Below are 12890 nucleotides of genomic sequence, written 5' to 3'. Positions count from 1 at the left end.
GCCCTCTCACGCCGGCAATCGCATACATGTTCGTCGCTTCTGGCGTTCGGCCAACGCCGCTCCGGATGCGACTCTCAGCGTTCGCCACTGAGCTCGCGAAGGCATGAACGTCATAATGCCCGCGATTTTATTGTTGCAATGCACCGCCGAGGCAGAAGGCTCCAGGGCAAGTTTCTGTGAAGACGGGGAAGCGGGGGAGCCAAAAACAGGTGGCGCCCCTCCTCTACCGGCTTGCGGACAATCGCTGTTTCACCACGGCCCGCGGCGGTGATGGCGATATTGAGCATCGGATGCATAGACCTGAATCCTTTTGCGGACAGGCGTGGCGACCGTCCGGTAGCAAAGTTGACTGGAAACAATGGGGAAACAACGTGGCATCACGGGTTATCCGGACCCGCCCGAAACCTCTCCTTAGAGGTCTCGCAGTAGCGCCTGTTGCATATGACGCGTGACGTTCCGGATAAGTCGAGCTACGTCTACGTCGGAAGCCGGCTCACATTGCGTGCCACCAGCGCACGAACCAGCGCCCAGTCCGCGTACTCGCAGAAGTCGATCATCATGGTTCCGCACGGCCCCTCGTAAGTCACGAGGCGCTCAACCAGCATGTCATTGATACCGCGACGCCGGCCGCTTCCGCAGGCGACCCTGCGTGGGTTGGCGCCCATCCCCGTACCGCTGCAGAAATTGACGATCCAGCGATCCAGCGCGCTCTGCCCGGTGAGAACGAGCAGTGCCTCAATCGCACGATATTTGTAATCTATCGAGGCCTCGACCGGCACGCGGAATTCGTCCTGAATGGCAAAGAGCGCCCCCCGCCGGTCGAGTTCGAACGTGGCATTGTCAGGCCACATCGACAGATCAATCCCCAGCACGGATTCGCTTGCGAACCGTCGCAATAGCACGATCGAGCCGCGCACGTCGCCCAGACGAGGAATGGTGTCGCCCAAATACCAGCGTACCTCCGCATAGCGCTCAGTATACGACTCAAACGTCTGCGCGAAGCTGCGCGTGCAGTCCTGGTCGCCGCATTCGTCCTTCACCGACATCACGATGCATTCGCCGGGATGCAGCACCAGAAATTCCGCGCACACGGCGATGACATCGTCGAACATCAGGCCAAGCGGAATGCGCGCATGATTGATGTGAAATACATCGCCCTCATGCCGGCAGCGAATATCAAGCACCCGCACGCCATGCTTCAATTGCTCCGCCAGGGTTGCGCCCTGCGTCTTCGCGAGCGAATCTTCGACGGTATAGGCGCAGCTGTCGTGGCTGCCCGGCAAAGTCAATTGGCTCAATGCGGAATCGTCGGAAAGGGTCGACATCCAGCACGCCAGCGCCGGGGCGGCAATATCAGTGTTCATAGGGTGTAGTGGGTTGAGTGGCCTGTCATCACTTTCTTCCGTTGTATATTGTTTGACGGTCATCTTCTTGTCCTCTTGATCGGGCAAGCTGGGCGAAGCTTGCTTCGCGTCCCTTCACTCGTTAATACATGCCGAAGAAACAAACACTTTGGGTTACCGCCGCCGATGTTGCGCGCCGCGCCGGTGTGTCGCGTTCTGCCGTATCGCGCGCCTTCTCGCCGACCGCCAGCATCGCACCCGAGACACGGGAGCGCGTGATGGAAGCTGCCCGCACCCTCGGCTATCAGGTCAACCTGATCGCGCGGGAAATGATCATGCAGCGCAGCAGCCTGGTCGGCGTCGTCACCGCGGGTTTCGAAAACCCGTTTCGCGCGAAGCTGCTTTCCCAGATCATCGCGGCGCTCGGGCGCCACAAGCTCACACCGCTCGTGATGAACGCGGAAGATCCCGTGCAAATCAAGCACTCGCTCGACATGCTGCTGAGCTACCGGATCGCCGGCATCGTCATGACCTCCGCCTCTCCTCCGCTCGGCCTCGCTCGCCAGTATCTCGAAGGCGAGATTCCTGTGGTGATGATCAACCGCGCATCGAATCTGCCCGGTGCGGACGTCGTGGTGAGCGATAACATGGCGGGCTCCGCGCTGGCCGCGCAAATGCTGGTCGATGCCGGTGCTACTCGGCTTGCTTTCGTTGGCCCGACGAAGACCAGCTACAACGGAAAAGCGCGCGGCACCGGTTTTACTCGTGCAGTCCAGCGCATTGCGAAGCAAAACCCGCACGTCGCCCATCCGGTCGAGACGCACGTCACGGCGGCCGATACCTACGAATGCGGCATAGCGGCCGCTCATGCGCTGCTGAAACAGAAATCGCGGCCCGACGGCGTGTTCTGCTCGTCCGATTTGCTCGCACTGGGTTTTATCGATGCCGCACGCCAACACTTCGCGATACGTGTGCCTGAGGAACTTCGGGTAGTGGGTTTCGATGATATCCCCGCCGCCAGCTATGAAAACTACCAACTCACCACCATCCAGCAAGACACGCGCTATCTGGCGAATGCCGCGATCGACATGCTGGCCGACCGTATGGACGCGTTCTCCGGCGCCTCCCGCACCTGTGTGGTGCCGGTGGCAGGCGTGGTGCGAAAAAGCTGCGCCTGAACGCCGCTCAAGCTACGCGCCGGCAATGGAAATCCTCGGTCCATCGTTGACGTGGAAATGCAGCCGGTCATCAGACAGGCGGCCGTGCAGCAGATTCATCGCGGGCGCGCCCATAAAGCTGGCTACAAAGGTGCTCTGCGGGCGTTCGTAAATTTGCTCCGGAGTCCCGATCTGTTCGATGCAGTCTTGATTCAGCACGACGATGCGTTGCGCGAGCGTCATCGCCTCAACCTGATTCACGATGCGCGAGCCGATCCTGATGTCGCTGGACGTGATGCTCTCGAGTCCGGTCGTCATCCTCAACAAGGTCGATTTACCGCAACCCGACGGACCGACCAGCACGACAAATTCGCCGTCCGCCACATCGAGATCGATGTCGCGCAAAACCTGCTGCCGACCGTGCCGCGTCTTGCAGACCCCACGGAGTGTGAGTGTAGCCACCCTGTATTCCTTGTCGTATTACCGTCGATTCCCGCCACGGAGCAATGCCGCTGCGCATGGCGGCCTCCCCTGCCTCGTACGCGGCGATTATTCGATCTACTTCAGCCCGCCGGAAAAACCGCGCAACAGGTAACGCTGCACGTATCCCGCAACCGCCAGCGTCGGCAACGAGGCAATCATTCCGACGCTCATCAAATCGCCCCAATCGATTCCGTTTTCCGTGACATAGCCCGCCACGGCGAGCGGCAGTGTGAAGCGGCTCGGCGTGGAGAGAAACAGCAGTGCAAGCAGAAATTCATTCCAGGCGGCAATCAGCACGAAAATCGCCGTGGCGACCAGCCCAGGCGCGCACAGCGGCAGCACGATATGCACGAGCCGCCGGGTGAGGCCGGCGCCATCGAGGCAGGCCGCCTCTTCATACTCGATGGGCACTTCGCGCACGAACGAAAGCAGCATCCAGATCGATAGCGGCAGCGTGTACACCTGGTAGGCGAGCATCAGTCCGAGCTCGGAATCGAGCAGATGCAGGTTTTTTGCGAGCGTGAACAACGGCACCGCCACCGTAATCGGCGGCATCAGCTTGACCGCGAGCACCAGCATCAGGAACAGCAGGTCGAGGCGGCCCGGAAACCGCAGGCGTACGAGTGCGTAGGCGGCTGGAAACGCGAGCGTCACCGATAGCAGCGTGGTGCCGCAACTGACGAGCAGCGAATTCAGCAACGGGCGGCCGATGCCACTTGCCCAGACCGACTCGAAGTGCTGCAGGGTCGGCACGCGCGGCCACAGTGCAAGCGGATGATCGAGACGCTCGAGGGTCGGCGTGAACGCGGCCCCGAGCATCCAGATGCAGGGCAGCAGCAATGGCACCAGTGCGGCGGCCCGCAGCAGCCAAAGCACCGCATGCCGGCCCGTCGGACGAAAAGCACGCGATGACGCAGCGGAATTCATCATGCGCCTGCCTTGCGGATCGACAACCATACGTTGGCCGCGACCAGCACAGCCGAGACCAGCAGCATCATCACCGAAGCCGCGCTGGCCGGCCCCATATTGAAGAAGCGGAAGCCTGTGTCATAGATGTAGGTCGACAGCGTCTGGGTCGCGTTCCCTGGTCCGCCGCCCGTGAGCGCGTAGACCTTGTCGAACAGCTTGAAGGTGTCGATCGAGCGCAGCAGCATCGCCAGCACGATCTGCGGAACGATAAGCGGCAGCGTGATGTGGCGCAGGCATTGCCACTCGCTCGCACCATCGGTACGGGCCGCTTCATACAGCTCGGGGGCGATGGACTGCAAGCCAGCGAGAATGATCAGGAATGCCATCGGTGTCCATTGCCAGACGTCCACCAGAACGAGCGACCAGATCGCCAGGTTCGGATCGGACAGCCATTGCACGCCCGGCAAACCGAACACCGCGAGCAAGGCATTCAGGAACCCGCTGTAGTTCAGCCAGTTGCGCCAGATTGCCGAACACACTAGCGTCGACAGCATCATCGGCAGAATGAGGAGCGGTATGACGAAGCGGCGGCCACGAAACGCACGAAAAAACAGCAGCGCCAAAGCGCCGCCCAGCACAACCTCGCTAACCGATGCCACGACCGTGAACTGCAGCGTATTGAAGAAACTGGCCGCAAATTCACTGTCCGCGAGCACCGCACGATAATTTTCCAGCCCGGTAAATGTGCGCTGCCCCGACGCGTAGTCGACGTTGAAGAATGAATCGGCCAGCACTCGCAGAATCGGGTACAGCGCCAGTACGCCGAGTACCAGCACAGACGGCCCTACCAGCAAGACCAGTGGCAAAAAACGGCGCACGGCGTTCATGGGATGGTTCAATGTAGCGTCGTTATCTGGCTACCGCGGCCATCGCCGGCGTGATCTTTTGGGCTGCCTGATGCAATGCTGCGTCAGGCGCGAGCTGCCCTGTCAGCACAAGTTGCAAGGCGTCTCCCAGAATGCTCTCGATCTGCTGCCAGTCCTTCACGCGCGGGCGGGCACGGCCTGCCTCGAGCGCCTTGAGCTGATCCGGATACCAGCGGAATTGCTGCACGAGTGCCGGGTCCTCGAAAACGCTCTTGCGGGTCGGCGGAATGCCCATCGCGGCGAGGCGCGTCTGCGTGTCGCGCGCGGTCAGATAGGTGAGGAATTCCTGTGCAAGCGGTGCATGCGGCGCGTCTTTCGGAATGGCCATCTGCCAGATGCCTAACATCGGCGACGGCCCTTTGACTTGTCCGGGCGGCGCCTGCAGCGCAACCTCGCCGACCACGCGAGACTGCTTCGGATCGTCGAGCGCCGGAATCCATGCCGGCCACACCTCGAGCGCTTGCGCCGCCGCACCCTTTTGCAAGGCGTCGCGCACTTCGGCTGCGCCGTAAACCGCGACGTCCTTCGGCGCATAGGCTTTCAGCGCAATGAACATCTTCAATGCCGCCAATGCTTGCGGGGAATCGATCGTCACCTTGCCGCCCTGGTCGATCACGTCGCCACCGTACGCCCACAGAATCGGCATGAAACCCGTCACGATCGGGTTACCCTTGGTGCCGCGAAACACCACCCCGGATACGCTCGCATCCGCGCCACCCGTGACCTGCGCGATCTTCAGCACCTCGTCCCAGTTGCGCGGCGGCTGCAGCTTGTATTTCGCGAGCAGGTCGCGACGGTAGGCGAACATCTCAACGTTGCCGACCACCGGCAACGCATACAGGCCGCCCGACGGCGCACGGCCGAGCGCGACAGTCGACGCGAGCATATCCGTATCGGCCAGCGTGGCCGGCAGTGGCTTCAGCCATCCGTTCGCGATGAATTCGGGCGACCAGGTGTCGTCCATCATAACGAGGTCGTATGCGCCGGTTCCTTCACGCATCGACAACTTCAGCTTCTGATAGAGGTTCGCATTCGGCAGCTTCAGCAGCTCGATGTCGGCGCCGGGATGCAGCTTCGTGAAGCCGGCGACGGCCTCCGCCAGGCCACGGCCATAGATGTCGTCGCGGCCCGCGATCACGAGATCGGCTGCGCTGACGCTCAAGGTCACGACAGATAGAGCGACCGCCACGGATACGGCGCGCAGGCTACTGAACAGTTTCATGCGATATCTCATTGAATTTGCGGAGTCGTCACGGCGTTTTGCACACGTGTGCAAAACGGGCTGAAAAAAATGCCCCCGAGGCACGAGCGTCATTCTCGCTGTGGATCGTTAAAGATTTGTGGCAAGCAAACGGAAAGCTTCGATAGTGGGTGAGCCGCCCGGGAATCATGTAACCCGGCCGGTACGGCGCGGTACCTTCCGGCACCGACCGCGCACTCGCGATCACCGCGGCCCGCTTCAATGCGCCCGAACCGGCGGACGGTCGATTGAAGCAAACCGACCACCCACGCGCTATCGAATTCAGAAAACAGCAGGTAACACCACCTTTAAATTGTGCAGCGCACAACGGTTCTTTGGAAAGTAGCAGACTTTGTTGTACACGAACGACCAACCTTACGTTCCTGCAGACGTTGCTGTGCGCCGATAAATACAAAAAATAGATTTGACAAACTATCTTTAGATATATATCTTATGACACATCTTAAGACACAAATGGGAGTACCCAACATGCGTCATCAACATCGTTTTTCCCGTTCGCGTGGCGCGGATGAAGGTTTCTTCTCTGGGCATGACCGCCCGTCGCTGCATGCGCTTTGGCATGCGTTCGCCCGTCATTACGCGTTCCGCGGCGAGCGCCTCGGCGAACAGCGCGGCGGCTGGCACGAGTTTCATGGCGACGAACGCCGCCACGGCGGCCGACACGAGTTCCAGGGCAATGAAACCCGCCACGGCGAACGCAGTGAGCGCGACAGCTTCGGTCACGGCCACCGCTTCGGCCATCATGGTCACGGCCGTTTTGCCCTGCACGCACTGTGGCACGCCATCGGCCGCCATCACGAGTATCGCGGCGGCGGCCCCGGCGGGCGTTTCGGCGGCGGCGGTCCGGGCGGCTTCGGCGGCGACGGCGACGGTTTTCCGCGCGGCCGCAAATTCAGCTCCGACGATCTGCAATTGCTGCTGCTCTCGATGATCGACGCGCAGCCGAGCCACGGCTACGAGCTGATCAAGGCGCTCGAAACGCGCTCGAACGGCTTCTACAGCCCGAGCCCGGGCATGGTCTATCCGGCGCTCACGTATCTGGAAGAACTCGGCTACGTGACCGTGCAACTCGAAGGCAACCGCAAGCGTTACGAACTGTCGGAAGCCGGCCGCGAATACCTGGCCGCCAACCGCGAGCGCGTCGAATTGATGCTCGCCAAACTGACCCATATCGCCCGCAAGATGGATTCCGTACGCCGCGCGTTTGCCGGCGAGGAACCGGCCGACATCAGCGAAGGCGGCTGGCTGCCCGAACTGAGCGAAGCACGCCGGGCGCTGAAGCATGCGCTCCTGCGCCGCGACAATGTGCCCGCTGCCGAGCAGCGCCGCATCGCCGCGATCCTGAAGCGCGCGGCGAATGAAATCGAAGGCGAAGGCAATCCCGGTGGCGAACAAGGCGGCGACCAAGGCGGCAATCCCGGCGGCGATCAAGGCGGCGAACCGGCGGCTTGAGATCGCGCTACCCGACACCCGCGTTCGAAGGTGCCCGTGAGCACCTTCGCGCGCCAATCAAACCAACAGGAATAGCACCCTTATGTTGACAAACGACAACCGAGCCGACCTGGCCGTCCATCGCGTACGGCATCCGCTGAAATTCAGTCTGTTGCAGGTGAAAGAGGTGCGCGCGCTGACGCCGCATCTGATTCGCGTCACCTTGACGGGCGAGGATCTGCACGACTTCGTCTCCGCTTCTTTCGACGACCATATCAAAGTGTTCTTCCCCGAGCCCGGCGCCGACAAACCCGTGCTGCCGGAAGCCGGCCCTGACGGTCCCGTCTTTCCCGCAGGCCAGCGGCCGACGGCCCGCGATTTCACGCCACGCCGCTTCGACGCCGAGGCGCGCGAACTGGACATCGAGTTCGCCCTGCACGAGGCCGGCCCGGCTGCAACGTGGGCGGCGCAAGCCAAAGTGGGCCAGTATCTCGGCATTGGCGGCCCGCGCGGCTCGCTGGTGATACCGACTGGCTTCGACTGGCATCTGCTGATCGGCGACGACACCGCGTTGCCGGCCATTGCTCGCCGCCTCGAAGAACTGCCCGCCGGCACACGCGTCGCGGCGGTGATCGAAGTGGCCGATCCGTCGGCGCAGATCGAATTCGCAACACGGGCCGAACTGCACCTGATCTGGCGCCATCGCAACGAATCGGGCTATCGCGGCGAGGCCTTGCTGCAAGCAGTACGCGAAATCTACTTGCCCGAAGACGGTGAAGGCTACGTATGGGCCGCCGGCGAATCCGCGACGATGCGCGCGGTGCGCTACCACCTGTGCACGGAACGTGGCGTCGACAAGTCGCGCATTCGCGCGGCCAGCTACTGGAAACAAGGCGCCGTAGCGGTACATGAAACGCTCGACGACTGACCATTCGAAGGCTGTGCGGAAGGAACTGCGTACGTTGATGCGTTGCGCGGACTGTCTGGGCCGCGCGAAATGCGGCGCTCACGCGGAGATGCGCGAAGCGCACCGGCCGCGCGAGTCCCGCAAGATGCGTTAGCCGGACAAACCGCGTGCTTCGAACAAAAACAGGGAATTTGCCAATGTATTCAATCAGCACAAAGCACGAGCGCCGTTTGCTGTGGCTGCTTGCGCTGACGCAGTTCACGATCATCATGGACTTCATGGTGATGATGCCGCTCGGCCCGCAGATCATGCACGCGTTCAGCATCACGCCGGCCGCGTTTGCAACAGCCGTATCGGCGTACTCATGGTGTTCGGGGCTGTCGGGCCTATTCGCGGCGACCTATATCGACCGCTTCGACCGGCGTCGTTTGCTGCTGAGCGTCTATGCGCTGTTCGCGCTGTCGAACCTGGCGTGCGCGCTGGCGAGCAGCTTCCCCCTTCTGCTTGTCGCGCGCGCCTTTGCGGGCATTACGGGTGGCGTGCTGGGTTCGGTGATCATGGCGATCGTCGGCGACGTGATCCCGGTTCAACGCCGCGGCGCCGCGACGGGCACGATCATGACCGCCTTTTCGTTGGCGGCGATTGCCGGCGTGCCGGCCGGCGTGATGCTGGGCGCGCACTTTACCTGGGCGGCCCCGTTCTATTTGCTGGTGGCGCTGTCGTTGCTCGTCTGGGTTGTGGGGTGGCAACTGGTGCCGTCGCTTGCGGAGCATTTGAGCCGCCGCCAGCCGGCGCTCGGCGAAGTGCTGCCCGATTTGTGGCGGCTGTTGAGCAACCCGCGGCATATGAACGCGTTTGCGCTGACTTTCATGATGATGGTCGCGCACATGCTGGTGATCCCCTTTATCTCACCGGTATTGGTCGCCAATCATGGCGTGGCTCCCGCGCAGCTGTCGTGGCTGTACATGGCAGGCGGCGCGGCGACGTTCTTCACGTCGCGCCGGGTGGGCCGGCTTGCCGATCGGTTCGGCGCCTCGCGCGTATTCCGGATTGCAGCGGCATTATCGTTTCTGCCCGTCCTGTTCGTGACGCATCTGCCGAATCTGCCGTTCTACGCGCTGGTGATGTTTTTCCCGTTTTTCATGGTGCTGATGTCAGGGCGGATGGTGCCGATGCAGGCACTGCTGACAACCGTGCCGGAGCCCGCCCGCCGGGGTGCTTTTCTGAGCGCCAACAGCGCGCTGCAGGCATTGGGCACGGGGTGTGGCGCGTGGATCGGCGGCTTGATGCTGAGCAGTTCGCCGACGGGACAAATCGTGGGATACGGAACCGTTGGATGGGTCGCAGTCGCCGTCGCGCTGATCGGGGTGTTCTGGATTTCCCGGGTTCAGGGCGTGCAAGGCGCATTGCCGCCGACCGGCGTATTGAGGGGCGACACGGTCGGCGAAGGTTGAGGATCAGGCACGCCGGTGCAGTCTGAAACGCCGCGCCGGCGCGCGCAGCGCCGCCGGAAGAATGACTGCCTTCTCGCGCAGAATGCGCAGGGAGGCACATTCCGGATGCGCCACTACCCCGTTCGATCTTCTTCAATCCCTAAGGCAACCAGCGGATGCGCTTCCCGCTTCCACGGCGACGCCAGAAAATGCCGCACGCGTTCCGGCCGCACTTCCGCGAGCGTCGCGGGCGCCCAGCGGCTCTTGCGATCCTTGTCGATCAACTGCGCCCTCACGCCCTCGCAAAAATCGCCTTCCTCGATGACCCGTTTGACGATGCCCAGTTCCATCCGGAAGCACTCCGCCAGCGTCATCTGACGCCCGCGCAGCAATGCCTCGCGCGTGACATACAGCATCGTGGGCGAGTGCCCGGTCATCGCGTCATACGCAGACTGCAGCCACTGCTTCACCTCACGCGCAGGCTCGCGCTCCAGATCGTGGCGCAGCGTCGCGACGATCCGCTCGATGCTCGAACGCCGGTCGAAATGGCGCAGGATCAACTGGGTAAACGGCCCCAACGCGGCATGCGGGATGATGTTGCAAGGCGGCTCGAATACCCCGCGCAATGCCGGCATCAAGTCCCCCGCGTGCGACATGCGCTGCAGGCGCTCTTCGAAAGTGCCAAGCCACTCCGACGGCACGCACAGATCCGCCAGTTGCAGGCGCAACGCGTCGGCGCCGGATAACGTCACCCCGGTGAGCCCGACATACAGTTCGACCTCCGTCGGCATCACACTCAGGAAACGCGTCGCGCCGACGTCGGGCAGGAAGCCGATGCGCGTCTCCGGCATCGCGATCTTGCTGCGCTCCGTGACGATGCGCAGCCGCGCCGCCTGGCCGAGCCCCATGCCGCCGCCCATCGAAATACCGTCGAGCAAGGCGACCACCGGCTTCGGAAACGTGTGCAGCGCGTAGTCGAGCCGGTATTCGTCGACGAAGAACGCAAGCCACCGGCTATCGCCGTTCTTCGCGAGCCGCTGCACCTCGCGCACGTCGCCGCCAGCGCAAAAACCCTTGGTGCCCGCGCCTTTCAGCACGAGGGCCACGATGCCGTCGTCGGTGCGGCAATGTTCGACCAGCACGGCAAGCTCGCGCACCATCGCGTGCGATAGCGCATTGAGCGCGGCCGGCCGGTTCAGCGTGATGATCGCCACACGGTTGACGACGCGAAACAGAATCTCGCGCTCCGCTTCGACGCCCGTATCGGGCACGGCGCTTTGCAAGGCGCTCATCGATGGGTCTCCGGCCCGGCGTTTGCAGTCTGCTCGGCCTGCGCCACCTGCCAGCGTGGCGCGCGCTTCTCGAAGAATGCATTGACGCCTTCGCGCTGATCGGCGCCGTCGAACAGATCGACAAAGCGTTCCCGCTCCACCGCCAGCGCCGCAGCACGCGGCACGCCGTTGCGGCCCTGGTGAATCAGCGTCTTGCTGAAGCCGACCGCTTGCGGGCTGAGGCTCGCGACACGCGCCGCCATCGTCAGCGCGGCTTCGCGCGCGGCGCCCTTTTCCACCACTTCCTCGACCAGGCCGATGCGCAATGCGGTCGCTGAGTCGACGCGTTCGCCGGTCAGGATCATCCGTTTGGCCCAGCCTTCGCCGACCAGCCACGGCAGCGTCTGCGTACCGCAGCCGCACGGCAGCAAGCCCACCGCCGTTTCGGGCAAGGCCATCACCGCGTGTTGTTCGGCGATACGGATATCGCAGGCCAGCGCGCATTCCAGGCCGCCGCCCATCGCGTAGCCGTTGATCGCGGCGATCACCACCGGCCGCGCATTCTGCAACGCCTCGAATGCCGAACCGAAACGCGTCGCCGCCGCGCGCGCGACTTCGCGATTGCCGTCGGCGAACGTGTTCAGGTCGGCGCCTGCGCTGAAGAACCTGGGGCCATCGCCCGTGATCACGACGGCCCGCACGCGCGCTTCGCTGTTCAGGCGCTCGACCGTTCGTTGCAACAGCAGCAGGCCATCCGGCGTGAACGCGTTCGCGGGCGGCCGTTTGAGCGTCAGCAGCGCGACGGCGCCGTCGTGTGCGTAGTCGAGTTCGATCATGACGCGTCTCCGTCCTTGCTGTCCTTGCGATAGAGCTTGATCACCGCCGAGAAGTCCAGACGTCCCGCGCCCTTCGTGCTCATCGTCTGGTAAAGCTGTTGAGCCAATGCGCCGAGATACACCGGTTGACGCGCGAATTTCGCGGCGTCGGTGGCGAGGCCCAGATCCTTCAACATCAGATCGGTGCCGAAGCCGCCGGTATAACCGCGCGTGGACGGCGCGGTCTCGATCACGCCGGGCATCGGGTTATACGTGTCCGAGCTCCAGCAGCGGCCCGTCGAGGTATTGATGATGCCGCCCAGCACCTTCGGGTCGATGCCAAGCGCCTCGCCCAGCGACATCGCCTCGGCGACGCCCGCCATGGTGATGCCGAGCACGAGGTTGTTGCAGATCTTCGCGACCTGGCCGGTGCCTGTCTCGCCGCAATGCACGATGTTCTTGCCCATCGCCGACAACACGGGCTTGACCTGCTCGTACGCGCGCGCGCTGCCGCCGACCATGAAGGTCAGCGTACCCGCCGCCGCGCCGCCGGTGCCGCCCGAGACCGGCGCGTCGACGAAGGTATTGCCGCGTTGCTCGGCAAGTTCGGCAAACGCCTTCACACTCGCCGGGTCGATCGTGCTCGAATCGATGATCGTCACACCTTCCGGGATGCCGGCGAAAACGCCGTCGTCCGCCATCAGCACGCTGCGCACGTGACTGGCAGCGGGCAGCATCGTCACCACACACTCGGCGTCAGTCACCGCCGCTTTCGGCGAACTTGCAGCTTTGGCGCCCGCATCGACGAGTGCTTGCACGGCCTGCGCGTTGAGATCGAATACGTTGACCGTGTGGCCCGCCTTCAGCAGGTTGAGCGCCATCGGCGCACCCATGTTGCCGAGTCCGATAAAGCCTATTTTCATGATGTCTTCTCCAGTCTCCAGTCTCCAGTCG

The 12890-nt window shown here is 63.1% G+C and carries 11 protein-coding genes and 1 pseudogene; 4 read left to right on the top strand and 8 right to left on the bottom strand.

Features of this window, described 5'->3' with window-relative positions; translation table 11 throughout:
• Positions 1–476 precede the first annotated feature (476 nt).
• On the bottom strand, positions 477–1427 hold the full coding sequence (locus tag DSC91_RS05760) for a phosphatidylinositol-specific phospholipase C (protein WP_229758229.1): 951 nt from the start codon (positions 1425–1427) through the stop codon (positions 477–479).
• Between the two features lie 65 nt (positions 1428–1492).
• Here DSC91_RS05760 and DSC91_RS05755 point away from each other — a divergent pair, with 65 nt between their 5' ends.
• Complete coding sequence (locus DSC91_RS05755; protein ID WP_115777238.1) at positions 1493–2521, top strand: LacI family DNA-binding transcriptional regulator; 1029 nt, start codon at positions 1493–1495, stop codon at positions 2519–2521.
• A 15-nt stretch (positions 2522–2536) separates the two neighbouring features.
• On the opposite strand, the pseudogene DSC91_RS05750 reads toward DSC91_RS05755, so the two are convergent.
• The 4 genes and pseudogenes from DSC91_RS05750 to DSC91_RS05735 form a co-directional block, all read right to left on the bottom strand.
• A pseudogene (locus DSC91_RS05750) lies at positions 2537–2962 on the bottom strand (ATP-binding cassette domain-containing protein); the annotation flags it as partial.
• Between the two features lie 96 nt (positions 2963–3058).
• The gene (locus DSC91_RS05745; protein WP_115777236.1) at positions 3059–3913 is read right to left on the bottom strand and encodes a carbohydrate ABC transporter permease; all 855 of its coding nucleotides are present in this window, start codon (positions 3911–3913) and stop codon (positions 3059–3061) included.
• Entirely contained in the window at positions 3910–4779 is an 870-nt protein-coding gene (locus tag DSC91_RS05740; protein WP_115777235.1) for a carbohydrate ABC transporter permease, read from the bottom strand. Before DSC91_RS05740 ends, DSC91_RS05745 begins: the two co-directional genes overlap by 4 nt.
• A 22-nt stretch (positions 4780–4801) precedes the next feature.
• Positions 4802–6040 carry an ABC transporter substrate-binding protein gene (locus DSC91_RS05735; protein ID WP_115777234.1) on the bottom strand — a complete coding sequence of 413 codons (1239 nt, stop codon included), beginning with the start codon at positions 6038–6040 and terminating at the stop codon, positions 4802–4804.
• Positions 6041–6547: 507 nt separating this feature from the next.
• On the opposite strand from DSC91_RS05735, the gene DSC91_RS05730 reads away from it, so the two are divergent.
• The 3 genes from DSC91_RS05730 (at position 6548) to DSC91_RS05720 (ending at position 9871) form a co-directional block, all read left to right on the top strand.
• On the top strand, positions 6548–7531 hold the full coding sequence (locus DSC91_RS05730) for a PadR family transcriptional regulator (protein ID WP_115777233.1): 984 nt from the start codon (positions 6548–6550) through the stop codon (positions 7529–7531).
• An 82-nt stretch (positions 7532–7613) separates the two neighbouring features.
• Entirely contained in the window at positions 7614–8438 is an 825-nt protein-coding gene (locus DSC91_RS05725; RefSeq protein WP_115777232.1) for a siderophore-interacting protein, read from the top strand.
• A gap of 176 nt (positions 8439–8614) precedes the next feature.
• Positions 8615–9871: an MFS transporter gene (locus DSC91_RS05720; protein ID WP_115777231.1), complete on the top strand. Its 1257-nt coding sequence runs from the start codon at positions 8615–8617 to the stop codon at positions 9869–9871.
• 113 nt (positions 9872–9984) lie between these two features.
• On the opposite strand, the gene DSC91_RS05715 is transcribed toward DSC91_RS05720, so the two are convergent.
• The 3 genes from DSC91_RS05715 to mmsB are packed head-to-tail and all read right to left on the bottom strand — an operon-like array spanning position 9985 to position 12859.
• Positions 9985–11142, bottom strand: a complete 1158-nt coding sequence (locus tag DSC91_RS05715) for an enoyl-CoA hydratase/isomerase family protein (protein WP_115777230.1) — start codon at positions 11140–11142, stop codon at positions 9985–9987.
• Positions 11139–11957, bottom strand: a complete 819-nt coding sequence (locus DSC91_RS05710; RefSeq protein WP_115777229.1) for an enoyl-CoA hydratase — start codon at positions 11955–11957, stop codon at positions 11139–11141. The genes DSC91_RS05715 and DSC91_RS05710 overlap by 4 nt, the downstream gene beginning before the upstream one ends.
• Positions 11954–12859, bottom strand: a complete 906-nt coding sequence (gene mmsB / locus DSC91_RS05705; protein WP_115777228.1) for a 3-hydroxyisobutyrate dehydrogenase — start codon at positions 12857–12859, stop codon at positions 11954–11956. The genes DSC91_RS05710 and mmsB overlap by 4 nt, the downstream gene beginning before the upstream one ends.
• Positions 12860–12890: the final 31 nt, after the last annotated feature.

Origin of the sequence: Paraburkholderia caffeinilytica (assembly GCF_003368325.1) — a bacterium.
Lineage (GTDB): Bacteria > Pseudomonadota > Gammaproteobacteria > Burkholderiales > Burkholderiaceae > Paraburkholderia > Paraburkholderia caffeinilytica.
The sequence above is the reverse complement of the archived record's forward strand: the minus strand, read 5'-3'. Positions and strand labels throughout refer to the sequence as shown.

Excerpts from the sequence above, each read along its gene's own strand:
- DSC91_RS05740 (WP_115777235.1), bottom strand. The coding sequence starts at position 4,779 with ATGAACGCCGTGCGCCGTTTTTTGCCACTGGTCTTGCTGGTAGGGCCG.
- DSC91_RS05725 (WP_115777232.1), top strand. The coding sequence starts at position 7,614 with ATGTTGACAAACGACAACCGAGCCGACCTGGCCGTCCATCGCGTACGG.
- DSC91_RS05745 (WP_115777236.1), bottom strand. The coding sequence starts at position 3,913 with ATGATGAATTCCGCTGCGTCATCGCGTGCTTTTCGTCCGACGGGCCGG.
- DSC91_RS05760 (WP_229758229.1), bottom strand. The coding sequence starts at position 1,427 with ATGACCGTCAAACAATATACAACGGAAGAAAGTGATGACAGGCCACTC.
- DSC91_RS05730 (WP_115777233.1), top strand. The coding sequence starts at position 6,548 with ATGCGTCATCAACATCGTTTTTCCCGTTCGCGTGGCGCGGATGAAGGT.
- DSC91_RS05735 (WP_115777234.1), bottom strand. The coding sequence starts at position 6,040 with ATGAAACTGTTCAGTAGCCTGCGCGCCGTATCCGTGGCGGTCGCTCTA.
- mmsB (WP_115777228.1), bottom strand. The coding sequence starts at position 12,859 with ATGAAAATAGGCTTTATCGGACTCGGCAACATGGGTGCGCCGATGGCG.
- DSC91_RS05755 (WP_115777238.1), top strand. The coding sequence starts at position 1,493 with ATGCCGAAGAAACAAACACTTTGGGTTACCGCCGCCGATGTTGCGCGC.
- DSC91_RS05710 (WP_115777229.1), bottom strand. The coding sequence starts at position 11,957 with ATGATCGAACTCGACTACGCACACGACGGCGCCGTCGCGCTGCTGACG.
- DSC91_RS05715 (WP_115777230.1), bottom strand. The coding sequence starts at position 11,142 with ATGAGCGCCTTGCAAAGCGCCGTGCCCGATACGGGCGTCGAAGCGGAG.
- DSC91_RS05720 (WP_115777231.1), top strand. The coding sequence starts at position 8,615 with ATGTATTCAATCAGCACAAAGCACGAGCGCCGTTTGCTGTGGCTGCTT.